Annotated in this window: 14 protein-coding genes; 7 read left to right on the forward strand and 7 right to left on the reverse strand. The window is 73.0% G+C overall.

Going from position 1 to position 15,093, the window contains the following annotated elements; all coding sequences use genetic code 11:
• Position 1: 1 nt before the first annotated feature.
• The gene (gene serS, locus AB4Z02_RS01550; RefSeq protein ID WP_056882896.1) at positions 2-1,264 is read right to left on the reverse strand and encodes a serine--tRNA ligase; all 1,263 of its coding nucleotides are present in this window, start codon (positions 1,262-1,264) and stop codon (positions 2-4) included.
• Positions 1,265-1,339: 75 nt separating this feature from the next.
• Here serS and AB4Z02_RS01555 point away from each other — a divergent pair, with 75 nt between their 5' ends.
• Positions 1,340-1,978, forward strand: a complete 639-nt coding sequence (locus tag AB4Z02_RS01555) for a LysE family translocator (RefSeq protein ID WP_441968760.1) — start codon at positions 1,340-1,342, stop codon at positions 1,976-1,978.
• Between the two features lie 66 nt (positions 1,979-2,044).
• On the opposite strand, the gene AB4Z02_RS01560 is transcribed toward AB4Z02_RS01555, so the two are convergent.
• Positions 2,045-2,602, reverse strand: a complete 558-nt coding sequence (locus AB4Z02_RS01560) for a DinB family protein (RefSeq protein WP_441968762.1) — start codon at positions 2,600-2,602, stop codon at positions 2,045-2,047.
• A gap of 48 nt (positions 2,603-2,650) precedes the next feature.
• Here AB4Z02_RS01560 and AB4Z02_RS01565 point away from each other — a divergent pair, with 48 nt between their 5' ends.
• The 4 genes from AB4Z02_RS01565 (at position 2,651) to zwf (ending at position 6,698) form a co-directional block, all read left to right on the forward strand.
• Complete coding sequence (locus AB4Z02_RS01565) at positions 2,651-3,763, forward strand: diacylglycerol/lipid kinase family protein (protein WP_056882893.1); 1,113 nt, start codon at positions 2,651-2,653, stop codon at positions 3,761-3,763.
• A complete protein-coding gene (locus tag AB4Z02_RS01570) occupies positions 3,763-4,479 on the forward strand; it encodes a phosphatase PAP2 family protein (protein ID WP_441968764.1) in 717 nt (238 codons plus the stop codon). Before AB4Z02_RS01565 ends, AB4Z02_RS01570 begins: the two co-directional genes overlap by 1 nt.
• A complete protein-coding gene (locus AB4Z02_RS01575; protein ID WP_441968766.1) occupies positions 4,416-5,108 on the forward strand; it encodes a phosphatase PAP2 family protein in 693 nt (230 codons plus the stop codon). The genes AB4Z02_RS01570 and AB4Z02_RS01575 overlap by 64 nt, the downstream gene beginning before the upstream one ends.
• Positions 5,109-5,192: 84 nt before the next feature.
• The gene (gene zwf, locus AB4Z02_RS01580) at positions 5,193-6,698 is read left to right on the forward strand and encodes a glucose-6-phosphate dehydrogenase (protein WP_441968768.1); all 1,506 of its coding nucleotides are present in this window, start codon (positions 5,193-5,195) and stop codon (positions 6,696-6,698) included.
• A gap of 210 nt (positions 6,699-6,908) precedes the next feature.
• On the opposite strand, the gene pheA is transcribed toward zwf, so the two are convergent.
• Entirely contained in the window at positions 6,909-7,871 is a 963-nt protein-coding gene (gene pheA, locus AB4Z02_RS01585; protein ID WP_441968770.1) for a prephenate dehydratase, read from the reverse strand.
• 5 nt (positions 7,872-7,876) lie between these two features.
• Positions 7,877-8,290 carry a DUF4446 family protein gene (locus AB4Z02_RS01590; RefSeq protein ID WP_441968772.1) on the reverse strand — a complete coding sequence of 138 codons (414 nt, stop codon included), beginning with the start codon at positions 8,288-8,290 and terminating at the stop codon, positions 7,877-7,879.
• Between the two features lie 42 nt (positions 8,291-8,332).
• On the opposite strand from AB4Z02_RS01590, the gene AB4Z02_RS01595 reads away from it, so the two are divergent.
• Positions 8,333-8,953: a TMEM165/GDT1 family protein gene (locus tag AB4Z02_RS01595; RefSeq protein ID WP_441968774.1), complete on the forward strand. Its 621-nt coding sequence runs from the start codon at positions 8,333-8,335 to the stop codon at positions 8,951-8,953.
• A gap of 23 nt (positions 8,954-8,976) precedes the next feature.
• On the opposite strand, the gene AB4Z02_RS01600 is transcribed toward AB4Z02_RS01595, so the two are convergent.
• Together AB4Z02_RS01600 and AB4Z02_RS01605 are read right to left on the reverse strand one after the other, a co-directional pair.
• Complete coding sequence (locus tag AB4Z02_RS01600; protein ID WP_441968776.1) at positions 8,977-9,927, reverse strand: D-2-hydroxyacid dehydrogenase family protein; 951 nt, start codon at positions 9,925-9,927, stop codon at positions 8,977-8,979.
• Positions 9,924-11,288 (reverse strand): glycosyltransferase 87 family protein, encoded by a 1,365-nt coding sequence (locus AB4Z02_RS01605; RefSeq protein ID WP_441968778.1) that lies wholly within the window; start codon positions 11,286-11,288, stop codon positions 9,924-9,926. The genes AB4Z02_RS01600 and AB4Z02_RS01605 overlap by 4 nt, the downstream gene beginning before the upstream one ends.
• Before the next feature lie 41 nt (positions 11,289-11,329).
• Between AB4Z02_RS01605 and AB4Z02_RS01610 the strand changes: the two genes are divergently transcribed.
• On the forward strand, positions 11,330-13,648 hold the full coding sequence (locus AB4Z02_RS01610) for a hypothetical protein (protein ID WP_441968780.1): 2,319 nt from the start codon (positions 11,330-11,332) through the stop codon (positions 13,646-13,648).
• Here AB4Z02_RS01610 and AB4Z02_RS01615 read toward each other — a convergent pair.
• Positions 13,587-15,092, reverse strand: a complete 1,506-nt coding sequence (locus AB4Z02_RS01615) for a hypothetical protein (RefSeq protein WP_441968782.1) — start codon at positions 15,090-15,092, stop codon at positions 13,587-13,589. The genes AB4Z02_RS01610 and AB4Z02_RS01615 overlap by 62 nt on opposite strands.
• Position 15,093: the final 1 nt, after the last annotated feature.

Here is a 15,093-nt window from a genome sequence, read left to right on the forward strand (position 1 = left end):
ACTAGACCGGCTTCAGGACCTCGAGGCCGAGGAAGGGCTGCAGCGCCTTGGGGACGACGACCGAGCCGTCGGCCTGCTGGTGGTTCTCGAGGATCGCGACCATCCAGCGGGTCGTGGCGAGCGTGCCGTTGAGCGTGGCGACGGCGCGGGTGCCCTGGCCGTTCGGGTCGCGCTCACGCGTGTTGAGCCGCCGCGCCTGGTACGTCGTGCAGTTGGAGGTCGAGGTGAGCTCGCGGTAGCGGCCCTGCGTCGGGACCCACGCCTCGCAGTCGAACTTGCGGGCCGCAGGGCCACCGAGGTCGCCGGCCGCGGTGTCGATCACGCGGTAGGGGACCTCGATCTTGGCCAGCATCTCCTTCTCCCAGCCGAGCAGCCGCTGGTGCTCGGCGGCGGCGTCCTCGACGCGGCAGTAGGTGAACATCTCGACCTTGTGGAACTGGTGCACGCGGATGATGCCGCGGGTGTCCTTGCCGTGCGACCCGGCCTCGCGGCGGTAGCAGGCCGACCAGCCGGCATACCGCTTCGGGCCGCCGGACAGGTCGAGGATCTCGTCGGCGTGGTAGCCGGCGAGGGCGACCTCGGAGGTGCCGGTGAGCCAGAGGTCGTCGTCGGCGAGCCGGTAGACCTCCTCGCCGTGCTTGTCGATGAACCCGGCACCGGCCATCACGTCGGTCTTGACGAGCGTGGGCGTGATCATCGGGGTGAACCCGTGCTCGACGGCCTGGGCGATGCCCATGTTGAGCAGCGCCAGCTCGAGCCGCGCACCGACGCCGGTGAGGAAGTAGAACCGCGAGCCGCCGACCTTGGCGCCGCGCTCCATGTCGATGGCCGCGAGCGACTCCCCGAGCGCGAGGTGGTCCTTCGCCTCGAAGTCGAACTCGGGGATCTCCCCGACCGTCTCCAGCACGGTGTAGTCGTCCTCGCCGCCGACCGGCACGCCGTCCTCGACGACGTTGCCGACCTGGCGGATCAGGGTGGCGAGCGAGGCTTGCGCGGCGTCCGCGTCGGCCTGCAGCTGCTTGACCCGCGCCGCGAGGTCCTTGGTCTGCGCCAGCAGCGCCTGCTTCTCGTCGCCCTGGGCCTGCGCGACCTGCTTGCCCATCGACTTCTGCTGGGCGCGCAGCTGCTCGAACTCCGTCAGGGAGGAGCGGTGGGTCTGCTCGGCAGCGAGGATCGCGTCGACGATCCCCTCGTCCTCACCACGGGCGCGCTGCGAGGCGCGGACGCGGTCCGGGTCCTCGCGCAGGAGCTTGATGTCGATCACGCGGGCCAGCCTAGCGAGCGTCCACCAGTCGATTTCCCGTTGCCTCCCGCGGCGGCCGGGCCCGATCCTTGCCGTATGCCGTCCGCTGCCACCCTGGGTGCCTTCGCCCTTGCCGCCACCGCGCTCATCCTGCTGCCGGGGCCGGCGATGCTCTTCCTCATCTCGCGGGGCATCGGGCACGGCAGCCGCCGGCTCGCGATCGCGTCGATGGCCGGCATCGAGACCGCGACCGCGCTGATGGTGGTGGCGACGGCGTTCGGGCTGTCCGCGGTCATCAGCTCGTCGGTGCTGGCCTTCTCGGTCGTGAAGTACGCCGGCGCGGCCTACCTGCTGTGGCTGGCGGTCCGCGAGTTCCGCAGCAAGGGGCACTTCGCCCTCGACCGGGTGCCGGTCACCAACCCGCGCCGGGCGTTCGGCGACGCGTTCCTCGTCGGCATCTCCAACCCCAAGACGGCCGTCTTCTTCGTGGCGTTCTTCCCGCAGTTCCTGCACCGCGAGTCCGGGCCGATCTGGTCGCAGGTGCTCGTGCTCGGCGCTGTGTTCGTCGTCATCGGGGCGGCGTTCGACAGCCTCTACGCCCTGAGCGCCGGCACCATCGGGCAGTGGCTCGGGCGGCACCCGCGGGCCGTCGAGCGGCAGAAGTACGTGTCCGGCTCGATCTTCCTCGTCATGGGCGGGGCGGCCGCGCTCACCGGCCACCCGCAGAAGGCCTGACGCGCTCCCTGCCCCGCGGTGGTCAGCGACCGTCTGCGGTCAGCGACCGACTGTGGTCAGCGCGGGTCAGCGACCTGCGGCGGTGGGGACGACGCCGACGTCGACGAGGTGGTGCGCGAGGTCGTGCAGCATGTACTGGCCGAGGGTCAGCACGGTGAACTCGGAGCCGTTGCTGCGCAGGCCGCGCCGCTGCCAGGCGTCGCCGTCCACCGCCTCGAACGTGCGGCAGGTCGCGACCGCGGCCACCACGAGCTCGTCGGCGACGACGGCCGGGTCCTGCTCGCCGTACCGCCCCGACACCGCAGCCTCGTCCTGGTCCCAGTTGGCGAACCGCGCCCCGTCCTCGGCGAGCATCTGGCGCACCCGGCCCTCGAAGACCCGGCACACGTCGCGCACGTGGCAGGCGTACTCCAGGGGCGACCACACGTCCGGCCGCGGGCGGCGCGCGGTGTCCGGGCGCTCGAGGACGCCACGCCACGGGGCGGTCAGCGACAGCACCTGCTCGGCGACCTGGGGGGCGATGACGGCGCCGGCCTCGAACCCGCACTCGGGGCAGGGCCGCTCGAGCGTCCAGGTCCAGTCCTTGGTGTCCGGCACCACCGCGTCGGCTGCTCCGTCCCTCATGTCGACGACAGTACGGCAGCCCGCCCACCAGCCCTGTAGCGTCGCCCCGTGCTCCACGAACACTCCGGTTGGGTCGCCCTCGTGGTGGCCGTCCTCGTCGTCCTCCTGCTTCTCGGTGTCGCCGGGTGGGCGGGGATGCGCGGAAGCAGGTCGGGTGGTGCCCATCGGGGACGCCGGTGGGGGCGCCGCCCGCACCGCAACGACTTCCGCCCGGAGGGCACCGTGCCAGAGACCCCCACGCGTCGCGCCGCGATCATCATCAACCCGACGAAGTTCGACGACCTGGCCGCGGTCAAGCGGCAGATCACCGAGGAGTCGGCGGCGCTCGGCTGGGCCACCCCCCTGTTCCTTGAGACCACGCAGAAGGACGTCGGCCAGGGCCAGACCCGTCAGGCGCTCGAGCAGGACGTCGACCTCGTCTGCCCGCTCGGCGGCGACGGCACGGTCCGGGCGGTCGCCGAGGCGCTCGTCGGCAGCGACACCCCCATGGGGCTGCTGCCCGGCGGCACCGGCAACCTGCTGGCGCGCAACCTCGACCTGCCCGTCGACGACCTCGGTGACGCGCTCCGGGTCGCCCTCATGGGCCAGAACAAGCGGGTCGACGTCGGCCGCCTGACCATCGACCAGTCCGGCGAGCACGAGCGACCCGCGCAGCACATCTTCCTCGTCATGGCCGGGCTCGGCTTCGACGCCGCGATCATGGCCGACGCCCCCGAGGGCCTCAAGGCCAAGGTGGGTCCCGCCGCCTACGTCGTGTCGGGCGCGAAGAACCTGCGCGGCGCGCAGTTCAAGGTGCGCGTGAAGTTCGACGACCAGGAGGAGCTGAGCCGCCGCGCCCGCACGGTCGTCATCGGCAACTGCGGCAAGCTGCTCGGCGGCCTCGTCCTCATGCCCGAGGCGGAGGTCGACGACGGCCTGCTCGACACCGTCGTGCTCTCCCCGAAGGGTGTCGTCGGCTGGGCCGCGGTCGCTGCGCGCATCGCGTCCAAGAAGCGGGCCGGCCACGAGCGGGTGGACCACCACACCTCCGAGACGGTCCGCGTGCGCGCCGACCGGCCGCAAGAGGTCCAGATCGACGGCGACACCCTCGGCAAGGCCCGGGCCATCGCCGCGGAGGTCGTGCCCGGCGCCCTGGTCGTCCGCGTCGGGTCGCCGGCCTGATGGGCGCGACGACGGCCAGCCGGGACGGGCGCGTGGGGCCCGGCCCCAGCCGCGCTTTTAGGCTGGCCCGCGGCGTCGTCGCCATGGTCCTGTTCACCCTGCCCGTGCTGCTCCTGGGGTATGCGGTGCGCCAGAAGTTCGACCCGCTGGTCCGGTTCGACGAGGACGTGATCCGCGCGACCACGACCGCGACCCGCGACCACGGGCTGTCGGGGCTGTTCCTGTTCATCCAGGCGGTCAGCCAGCCCTGGGTCGTCTACATCCTGGCCACCCTGGTCGCGCTGTGGACGTGGCTGCGCAAGGGGCTGCGCAACCGGGCGCTGTGGGCGTTCGTCACGATGATGGTGTCCTGGAACGTCGGCCTGCAGGCCAAGTCGCTGGTCGGCCGCGCTCGGCCGGTCGTGCAGGACCCGATCTCGCACGCGCCGGGCTACTCGTTCCCCTCCGGCCACGCGTTCAACATCGCGGTGGTTGCCACGGTCATGGTGTTCCTGCTCTGGCCGCTGCTGACGACGACCGGCCGCCGGGTCGGGGTCGCGGTCGCCGTGGTGGTCGTCCTGGTGGTCGGGCTGGACCGGCTCATGGTCGGCGCGCACTTCCCTTCCGACGTCCTTGCAGGATATGTGCTGGGTGTGGGCATTACGTTCTCCTCATGGCTCGGATTCATTGGCAAGAAGGCCGCGACCTCGTCACCCGGACCGTCCTCCCCGGCATAGGGGTCTGGGCGGTCGTGGTCGGGCTCGGACTGCTCATCACCGGGCCGCTGTCCGTGATCGACCACCACGAGGACCGCATCTCCGCTGACTTCAACCGCGCGCGGACCGACACCCTCGACCCCGTCAGCACAGTGTTCTCGCACGTCGGCAACACCGAGTACGTCATCGGGGTCTGCCTGCTCGTGGTGGCGATCCTGTGGTGGCGCACCCGTGACCTGCGCTGGTCGGTCGTGCCGCTGGTCTCGATCTCGTTGCAGGCCACCATCTTCCTGTTCGCGACCATGGCCGTGGGGCGCCAGCGCCCGCCGGCGATCCCCATGGACGCGTCGCCGCCCACCTCGAGCTACCCGAGCGGCCACACCGGCGCCTCGACCGCGCTCTACTTCTCGCTCCTGCTCATGGCCGCCACCCGTATCGAGCGCGACGGCCTGCGCCGTCTCGTGATGACCGTCTGTGGTGTCCTGCCCGTGCTGGTCGGGCTCGCCCGTCTCTACCGCGGCGCCCACCACATCTCCGACGTCGTCGCCGGCATGCTCAACGGCGTCGTCTGCGCCCTGCTCGCCTACCACTGGTGGAAGGCGACCCGCCGCGAGAAGGCCGCCCAGCGCGTGGCCGCTGCCGTCGCCTGAGTCCGACGACCCGGGCGGCGGCCGCGCCCGCCTGGCTCCGACGACCCGGGTGCACGGCCCCGGTCCCGGTGGGATAGTCGGCTCGTGCCCGAGCCGACTGCGCACCGCGCCCAGACGATCTCCTACCCGGCAGCCGCGGACGCGCGGGCCTCACGGGCAGCGCTCGAACGCGCCGAGCCCCATGTCGTCGTCATCTTCGGGGCGACCGGCGACCTCGCCCGGCGCAAGCTGCTGCCCGCACTGGCCCACCTCGCCGCCTCCGAGCTCGCCCCCGCGATACGCGTCGTCGGGACCTCTCTGGAGGAGCTGACCGACGCGGAGTTCCGCGACTTCGCGCGCAAGGCAGTCGAGGACTACGGCACCCACCGGCTGACCCCGGAGCAGTGGGACCGGTTCGACGACCACCTCGTCTACGTCCCCCAGTCGGCCGGCCCCGGTCCCCTGGCGGAGGCGGTGCACCGCGCGGAGGAGGAGCTCGGGCCGGACGTCCTGCGGCTGCACTACCTCTCGGTGCCACCTCGCGCGGCGGTCGCCGTCATCCAGGTCCTGCGGGACGCGCAGCTCGTCGAGCGGTCGCGGGTGGTCATGGAGAAGCCGTTCGGCGAGGACCTCGAGACCGCGATCGCTCTCAACGGCCAGGTGCACGAGACGTTCGACGAGAGCCAGATCTTCCGGATCGACCACTTCCTCGGCAAGGAGGCGGCCCAGAACATCCTCGCGTTCCGGTTCGCCAACGGGCTGTTCGAGCCGATCTGGAACCGCAACTTCATCGACCACGTGCAGATCGACATCCCCGAGACCCTCGGCCTCGACGAGCGCGCCAGCTTCTACGAGGCGACCGGCGCCTACAAGGACATGGTGGTCACGCACCTGTTCCAGGTCATGGCGTTCGTGGCGATGGAGCCGCCGACCGCGCTGGAGCCGCGGGCGATCTCGGAGGAGAAGAACAAGGTCTTCCGGTCACTGCTGCCCGTCGAGCCGCAGGACGTCGTGCGCGGGCAGTTCACCGGCTACACCAGCCTCGAGGGGGTGCCGGGCGACTCCGACACCGAGACGTTCATCGCGCTCAAGGTCGGCCTCGACAACTGGCGGTGGGCCGGCGTGCCGTTCTACCTGCGCACCGGCAAGCGGATGGCCGAGGGCGCACGCATCATCTCGATCGCGTTCAAGGAGGCGCCCCGGTCGATGTTCCCGGCGCACTCGGGGGTCGGCAACGCGGGCCCGGACCACCTGACCTTCGACCTCGCCGACGAGTCCAAGGTGTCGCTCTCGTTCTACGGCAAGCGCCCCGGCCCCGGCATGCGCCTGGAGAAGCTGTCGATGCAGTTCTCCACGCAGGAGACCGAGCGCGCCGGCGACGTCCTCGAGGCGTACGAGCGGCTGATCCTCGACGCCATGCGCGGCGACCACACGCTGTTCACGACGGCCGAGGGCATCGAGTCGCTGTGGGAGCGGTCGGCGCCGCTGCTGGCCAACCCGCCCGAGGTCAAGTCCTACCCGCCGGGCACCTGGGGCCCGAACGCCATCCACCAGCTCGTCGCACCGCACGCCTGGCGCCTGCCGTTCGAACGCGCCTGGCGCGAGAAGTAGCCGGCCCCACGCCATACCCCTCGCCGCCGCACCGCCGCGCCGCCGCACCCCTCGCCCCTCGCCCCGGCAAAGCGGGTGTCGTTCGGCAATCCGGGACCTATTTGTGCAGGTGTCCCGGAAGGACACCCGCTTTGCGGGGATGGGGCGGGGTGGAGGTCGGCGGGCGAGTCGGGTCGCCAGGAGCGTCAGGCGCGGGTCGTCCGGCGCCGGTCAGGTGCGGAGGGAGCGGAGCCAGGCGCGGGCCTCGGCGAAGGCGTCGTCGGTGGTGTGGGGGGTGACCCGGACCGCGGTGCCGTGGGCCGCCGGGTAGCTGCCGAGGAACCGCACCTCGGCGCAGACCCGCTTGAGCCCGAGCAGAGCCTCGCCGACCCGCTCGTCGAGCACGTGTCCCTCGATGTCGACGGAGAAGCAGTAGCTGCCCATCGAGGCCTTGGTGGGGCGTGACTCCAGCCGGGACATGTTGATGCCGCGCACCGCGAGCTGCTCCAGCAGCTCGAGCAGCCCACCGGCGTGGTCGTCGCGCTGGAACAGCACCAGCGTCGTCTTGTCCGCCCCCGTGCGGTCGGGCAGCCGCCCTGGCCGCGCCACGAGCACGAACCGCGTGACCGCCGCGGCGTTGTCGCCGATGTCCTCGGCGAGCACCTCCAGCCCGTGGTTAGTGGCGGCGACCGGGGCGCAGACCGCCGCCTGGTATGCCGCCTGCTCACCCGCCGTACCCGGGCCGTCCCCCGCCAGCCCCGCCGCCGCAGCAGCGGTCGACAGGGTGGGGACGTAGGTCGCGCCGCCGAGGTGCGCGTCCATCCAGCCGCGGACCTGCGCCCACGCGTGGCTGTGGGTGCCGACCGCGCGGACCTGCTCCAGCGGCGTACCCGGTCGGGCCGCGAGCACGAACGTGATGGGGACGAGCACCTCGGCGACCACGACGAGGGGGTCGCCGCTGGCGAGGGCGTCGAGCGTGGCGCTCACGCCGCCCTCGACGGAGTTCTCGATCGGCACCATGGCGCCGTCGACCTCACCGGCACGCAGCAGGGCCAGGGCGGCGTCGACCGAGCCGCAGGGCCGTTGCTCGGCCCCGGCCGACGGCTCCCAGGCGTCGAGGGCCATCTGGGTGAAGGTGCCGGCCGGTCCGAGGTAGGCGTACCGGGCGGGGGCGGGGGAGGTCGGGGTGCTCACGGGTGTCACGCCTTCTGGTGTCCGGTGCGGGCGGCGGCGAGGGCCTGCTGCTCCTCGGGGGTCAGGGTCGCGTCGGAGCCGCCGCCGACGACACCCTTGGCGTAGGTGCGGGACTCGCCACGTGCGTGGATGGAGGAGAACACCAGGCCGTCACCGCGGTCGTCGACCACCGCCGCGCTGAACGACAGCCGCCCACCCATGTCGCCGAACGCGTCGTAGCGCACCACGGCCACGTGCCGCAGCGCTTGGGCGATGTCGGACCGCAGGGCCGCGAGGTCACCTGCACCCACCGGTCGCTGCGACTCGACGTGCCGCAGGCGGCCGCGCACCTGCGCCGCCTGCGCGACGGCCCACGCGGCGACCGCCAGCGCGAGCGCCGCGACGACGAGGGCGGTCAGGGCCACGGCGGTGTCGGACACCCCGGAAGCGTATTGGGGGCACGCCGATACAGTCGACGCCCTATGGAACTCAGCCTGCTCACCGTCGCCATCGTCTTCGGCGCGATCTTCCTCGTGGAGCTCCCGGACAAGACCTTCATCGCCACCCTCGTGCTCGCCACGCGGTTCCGGCCGCTGTTCGTGTGGATCGGGGTGTCGCTGGCGTTCCTCGTGCAGACGCTCGTGGCGGTCTCGGTGGGTGGACTCCTCGCCCAGCTGCCGAAGCGCCCGGTCGAGATCTTCGCGGCGGTGATGTTCCTCGTCGGCGGCGTGCTGCTGCTGCGCGGGGCGTCCAAGGCCGACGATGAGGAGGCCGAGGCGGAGGAGGAGTTCTCCCACAAGGGCGCTGCCACGGCCGTAGGGCTCAAGGCCATCGGGGTGTCGTTCGGGGTGCTGTTCCTCGCCGAGTGGGGCGACCTGTCGCAGATCCTCACCGCGACCCTGGTGCTGCGCTACCACGAGCCGCTGTCGGTGTTCCTCGGCGCGTTCCTCGCGCTGGTCGTGATCTCCGGGCTCGCGACCATCCTCGGCCGGGTCCTGCTCTCACGCGTGAAGCTCGCGACCATCCGTCGCGTCGGCGGCACGGTCTGCCTGCTGCTCGCGCTGGTGACGGCGCTCGAGATCATCGGCGTCTTCCACCGCTGAAGCGGGTCGTCCGTGCGTACCGGTCACCCGACGACGTTGACGGGGTCGCCGGCGGCGAACGCGAGCACCTGGTCGACCGCGGTGCCGTAGAGGCTCTCGAGTACGTCCCACGTGACGTAGCCGAGGTGTGGCGTCGCGGTGACACCGGGCAGGGCCAGCAGCGGGTCGGCGGCGTCGAGCACCGGCTCGGTGTCGAAGACGTCGACGGCGGCGCGACCGGGTCGGCCCGCGGCGACGGCGGCGGCCAGTGCACCGGGCTCCACCAGTCCCGCGCGCGAGGTGTTGACGAAGAGCGCCCCCGGCTTCATCAGGGACAGGTCCGCGGCCGTGACGATGCCCCGGGTCCCGGCGTTGAGCGGCAGGTGCACGCACAGCACGTCGGCCCCGGCGAAGAACGCCTCCCGGCTGCTCGCGACCTCGTACCCGGCCTCGCGCGCCCGGTCCTGCGAACCCGATCGGCCCCAGCAGACCACCCGCATGTCGAAGGCCCGGCCGATCGCAGCCACCCTGCTGCCGATGCGGCCGTACCCGTAGACGCCCAGCACCCGGCCGGCCACCGACGTCCCGACCGAGCCCTGCCACTGCCCGTCGCGCAGCCGGGCCACCTCGGCGGGCAGGTGGCGCAGCGCGGAGAGGACGAGCCCCCAGGTGAGCTCTGCCGTCGCGGCGGGTGACCCTGCGCCACCGGCGCAGACCGTGATGCGGCGGGCCGCGAGCGCGGCGAGGTCGAGGTGTCCGGTGTTGCGACCCGTCTGGCTGACGAGCCGGACCGTCCGCAGCCGTGCGACGACCTCAGCGGGCAGCGCGGTGCGCTGCTGGAGCAGGACGACCGCGTCGAAGCCGTCGAGCCGCTCCACCAGGGCGTCCCCGGTGACCGGGTCGCCGAACGTGACCACCTCGTGGCCGTGGAGGCGTCGAGCCGCGTCGAGCTGACCGAACGCCGACTGGTGGTCGTCGAGGACGGCGACCCTCACCGCTCGGCCGCCCCGACCTCGGTGGGCTCGACGCCCGGCGCCTCCGCGCGCCGTACCGCCTCGGGCAGGTGCAGCGCCCACCAGAGCAGCCCGAGCGCGAGCAGCGACCCGAAGGTGTCGGCGTTCTGCAGGATCCGTCCCGGCCACTGGGGCCAGTGCGGGTGGCTGAGCCACGAGATGCCCCACCAGGGCATGCGGCACAGGAAGAAGCCGGTGACGACGGCCGCTGCGACGAGCCGGCGACGGTCGCGCCACGGGTCGGCGCCGAGGACCGCCAGGACGACGACAACCATCCAGTGCAGGTGGTGGATCCACGCCACCGGCGAGAGCAGGACCGCCATGAGGCCGACGGCGGCGACCTCGCTGATCGAGTCACCCGCCCGGTGGGCCCGGCGCGCGAGGGCGTAGCCGACGACCCCGACGACGGCGACCAGGACCAGCCAGAGCACGTTGCCGGCGAACCCGTCAGGCCCTACGCGCAGGAGGAACCCGCGGATGCTCTGGTTGGAGGTGCCGGCGTTGGGCCCGAGCCGGGTGGGGTCCTGCAGCGCCCCGCCCCAGAACGCGAACGACGCCTCGGGCAGCAGCAGCCACGCCCCGACGGTGACGGCGACGGCGGTGCCGACCGCGGTCGCGGCCTCCTTCCACCGCTTGTTCAGGAGGTAGTGGACGACGAAGACGCCGGGGGTGAGCTTGATCGACATGGCGAGCCCGACCAGGACGCCCGGAGGGATGCGGCGCAGCACGCCGGGGCGCGGACGGCGCAGGTCCATGAGGCAGGCCAGGACCATGAAGGCGTTGACCTGGCCGAACCGCAGGCCGTCGGAGACCGGGTGCAGCCAGAGCATCGGCACGGTCAGCAGGGCCAGGGTGACCGGCGCCAGCGGGCCGGTGCGGTGGATGAGCCGCCACCCGGCGTACCAGACGATGGCCGTGGTGGCCGCGACCTGGGCGGCGGTCCAGAGCCACCCGACCGCCCCGAACGGCAGCAGCGCCAGCGGCACCGCGATCACCGCGGCGAACGGCGGGTAGGTGAAGGGCAGCAGCTGGGGGGCCTCGGTCATCGCCGAGTAGATGGGCCGTCCGGTGAGGATCGAGACACCGGCCTCGCGGTAGACCTCGACGTCGACCTGCCACTGGTCCAGCGGCCAGAAGACGAGGTAGCGCAGCACCGGGATCGAGGCCCCGGCCAGGACGATGAAGACCGCGAGCGCCCACCGCGAGCGGCTCGACCACCCACTGACCTGCGCGGCCGTCCACCGGGTGGCCCGCGCGACGGCGGCAGAGATGCGGGAGGTGGCGGCGCCGACGCGTCGCGGCGGGCGTCCTGGGGGCGCCGTGGCCGGGGTCGTCGTCGTCACGCGCCCATTCTTGCGCGTCGGCCGACCCGTAGCCTGTACCGGTGACCCGCCGCGCCCTGCTCCGTCTCGCCGGCCTGCTCGCCATCCTGTCGGCTGTCGTCCTCCCCGCCACCGTCCGCACCGCAGCCGCCACGTCCTCGACCGCCCCGGGCACGAGCGCCTCCGCGTCGACCGCCTCCACGTCGGCCTCGGCCTCGGCACGGACCCCATCCACCGCCACGTCGGTCGTCGAGGGCGCTCCCCTGGCCGCCCCGGCCACCGACGGCCCCAACCCGGTGATCCTCGTCGGCACCGGCGGCCTCACCTGGAGCGACGTCGACGCCAAGGCCACGCCGGCCCTGTGGTCGCTGCTGCGCGACGGCTCCACCGCGGCGCTGTCGGTGCGCTCGGTGTTCACCAACACCTGCCCCATCGACGGGTGGCTCAGCCTGTCGGCAGGCGACCGGGCCGCCGCGGCCGGCACCGGCAAGGGCGGCAACCGCACGACGACCGACCCGTGCCCGCCCGTGCCCACCGTGGACAGCGGCGTCGTCCCCGGGTGGGACCACTACGTCAAGGCCGCCGACGCCAAGCGGTTCGGCTCCCACCTCGGCACGCTCGGCGAGACCCTCGCGTCCAACGGGCAGTGCGTCCAGGCCGTGGGCCCCGGAGCCGGGGTCGGCGCGGCCTACAGCTCGGGAGCGGTGCCGCGGTATGCCGCGTACGACGCCTCCCAGCTCACCGGCGAGCTCTCCCGCTGCCGCGTCACGCTCGTCGACGTGGGCTCTTTGCGCGACCCCGCGGACCTCCCGCCGGGCGAGCCCCAGGTTGCCGGCGCCGGCTCGGGTTCCAGCGCGGGCAGCCGCGCCGACCAGGCGGCCGTCATCGACAAGCGCATCAGCGAGGTGCTGAAGGCGGCCCCGAGCGGTTCCGACGTCGTCGTCGCCAGCCTCTCCGACGCCGGGTCGAGCGAGCGGCTGCGGTTGGTCGCGGCGAAGGGCCCGCACTTCGGCTCGGGCACCCTCGACTCCAAGTCGACCAAGCAGCCGGGGCTCGTCCAGGCGGCCGACCTCACCGTGACGCTGCTGCACGCCGCGGCTGTCCCGGTCCCCTCGGGCCTCGGCGGCTCGCCGCTCTACCGCGGCGAGGCCGACGACAACTCCGAGTCGGCGGCGCGCGACCGGCTGCGGGGACTCATCGACTTCGACGAGGCCAGCCACGAGGTCCACGCGCTCGTGCCGCCGTTCTTCAACGGCGTCGTCTACACCCAGATCGCGATCTACCTGTTCGCGGCGATCGTGTGGCGCCGCGACTTCGGCTCCACCGACCTGCGGCTGCGCCTGCTGCGCATCGTGCGCCGCGTGGCTGTCGTCGCCGCGACGGTGCCGGCCGCGACGTTCCTGGCCAACCTCGTCCCGTGGTGGCGGGCCCCCGTGCCGATGCTGGCGATCGTCGGCTCGGTCGGGCTGTTCGTGGCGGTCCTGTCGGCCATCGCGTTCCTGGGCCCGTGGGGCGGCCGCCTCACCGGGCCGCTGGCCGCCGTCTCGCTGGCGACCCTGCTCGTCCTCGGCATCGACATCATCCTGGGCGGGCGCCTGCAGATCTCCTCACTCATGGGGCTGCAGCCCGTGGTGGGCGGCCGGTTCTACGGCATGGGCAACGTCACCTTCGCGCTCTTCGCCACCTCCGCGATCCTGCTGTGCATCGCGGCGTCGGGCTACTACGTCAAGCGCGGCCAGCCGCGCCGGGCGGCCCTGGCGGTGCTGGTCATCGGCCTCGCTGCGGTCGTCGTCGACGGGTCCCCGGTCTGGGGCGCCGACGGCGGTGGTCCGCCCGCGCTGTTGCCGGCGCTGGCCTACCTCGTGCTCGCGATCCTCGGCATCCGCGTGACCTGGCGTCGCGGCGCGATCATCGCCGGGGTGACCGTGGGGCTGTTCCTGCTCGTGGGGTTCCTCGACTCGCTGCGTCCCACCGACGACCAGTCCCACCTCGGGCGGTTCTTCGAGTCGCTGTTCACCGGCGGCGCGTGGGACATCGTCGTCCGCAAGCTCGAGCAGAACATCACGATCCTGTTCGGCAACTACCGCCTCGCGCTGCTCGTCCCCATCGCGCTGGTCTTCGTCATCTACATCCTCGCCCGGCCCACCTCGTGGGGCTCCCGGGCGCTGGAGCGGTCGTACGAGGCGTGCCCGACGCTGCGACCCGGGCTCATCGCGCTGCTCGTGATGCTCACCATCGGCTTCGCCATCAACGACTCCGGCGTGGCGATCCCTGCCAACGGCGCCATCATCGCGGTGCCGCTGATCATCGCCGTCAGCGTCAGGGTGCTGGAGGACGAGGCTCGCGCCGGCGCGACCACCCGCGCGAAGCGGCGAGGCTGAGCCACCCCCAGACCCCGAGGACGAGCCACGGGGCGACCCGGCGGCGTACGCCGAGGGTGAGCCGCTCGACCGAGGGTGTCATGCCGACCACCCGGCCCGGCACGTAGGCGACGCCCATCGTCGCGAGCCGCACCAGCAGCGCGACGTCGAGGACGCCGGGTGCCAGCAGGGGCAGCGCCACCCAGGTGAGCAGGTCGTACCAGGGCAGCGAGTACGGCGCCGCCAGCGTGTACGCGGCGCTGAGGACCACCAGCCACCGCGCCGCCGCCACCGTGGTCACGAGGTGTGCCTGCCCGGGCGCCGTCACGGCGAGGGCCGCGGAGTCGCGGGTCAGGCGGGTGAGGACGACGACCAGGCCGACGGCCAGGACCACGGACAGTGCGGTGATGACCGTGCGGGCGGTCGACGCGGCCAGGGGTCCGCCCGCGAGCCACTCGAACAGCAGCCGCCACGGCGTGGCCAGCGAGATCGAGCGTCGGGCCCGGTCGAGCTGGTCGAAGACGTGAGGCCCCGCCCAGACGTGCAGCGGCACCGCGACGAGCAGGGCGGCGACGACGACCTGGACCGTTCGTCGCACGAAGGAACCCCGCTCGTGCACCCACCACGCGAGCAGCAGCGCGACGCCGGCCACGCCGCAGGTGACCTTGGTCGAGACCGCCAGCCCACCGACCAGCCCGGCGACCACAGGGCTGCGTGAGGCGACGACGAGCGCGGCGAGCACCAGGGCCCCGGCGACCAGGTCGACGTGCGCGCCGAGGACGCCGATGCCGAACACCAGCGGGTTGAGGGTCCACAGGGTGTCGACCCGCTGCCGGTCGGCCCCGGCCCGTCGCAGGAGTAGCCGCACCGCGAGCCAGGCCACCACGACGAGCACCTGCCAGGCCCAGACGGTCTGGCGCAGGTTGTCGCCACCGACGAGCGACGTCAGCGCCTGCAGGGCCGTGGCGAACGGTCCGTAGATGCTCACCGTGTGCGTCCACGGAGGCTCCACCCGGCTCGTCACCGGGTCGCCGGCCGCCCACTGGTCCGGCGGCGTGAGGTACGGGTCGCCCCCACCCGCGGCGATGCGACCGTACGCCGCGTAGTTGGTGTGGTCGGCCGACCCGAACGGCGCGGTGAGCAGCGCCGCCACCCCCAGCAGGAGCGGCACCCGCCACTCCCGCAGGAAGGCTGCCGCCCGGCCCACAGCGACGGCCGTACCCGGTCCGCGACCGGCCTCGCGCAAGCGGCCGAGCACCCCGAACGCACCCACGACGTATGCCGCCCACAGCAGGCCCGTGACCACCGCGGAGGTCAGGTGCCAGCCGAGGTCGCCCGGGGCCCAGCCCCGCGGGCCGAGACCCGGGCGGGCGGCGTTGGTGCCGGCGACGCCGACGAGGAGCAGCAGGACGAACGACGCGGCGGTGCCGGCCGTCCCCAGCCGTGTCCGCACCGAGGCCCCCATG

Source organism: Pedococcus sp. 2YAF34, assembly GCF_052114585.1.
Classification (GTDB): Bacteria; Actinomycetota; Actinomycetes; order Actinomycetales; family Dermatophilaceae; genus Pedococcus.

What these genes read in the sequence shown, in the direction of transcription:
- AB4Z02_RS01555 (WP_441968760.1), top strand. Translation starts at nt 1,340, where the DNA reads ATGCCGTCCGCTGCCACCCTGGGTGCCTTCGCCCTTGCCGCCACCGCG.
- AB4Z02_RS01560 (WP_441968762.1), bottom strand. Translation starts at nt 2,602, where the DNA reads ATGAGGGACGGAGCAGCCGACGCGGTGGTGCCGGACACCAAGGACTGG.
- AB4Z02_RS01595 (WP_441968774.1), top strand. Translation starts at nt 8,333, where the DNA reads ATGGAACTCAGCCTGCTCACCGTCGCCATCGTCTTCGGCGCGATCTTC.
- AB4Z02_RS01615 (WP_441968782.1), bottom strand. Translation starts at nt 15,092, where the DNA reads ATGGGGGCCTCGGTGCGGACACGGCTGGGGACGGCCGGCACCGCCGCG.
- AB4Z02_RS01570 (WP_441968764.1), top strand. Translation starts at nt 3,763, where the DNA reads ATGGGCGCGACGACGGCCAGCCGGGACGGGCGCGTGGGGCCCGGCCCC.
- AB4Z02_RS01575 (WP_441968766.1), top strand. Translation starts at nt 4,416, where the DNA reads ATGGCTCGGATTCATTGGCAAGAAGGCCGCGACCTCGTCACCCGGACC.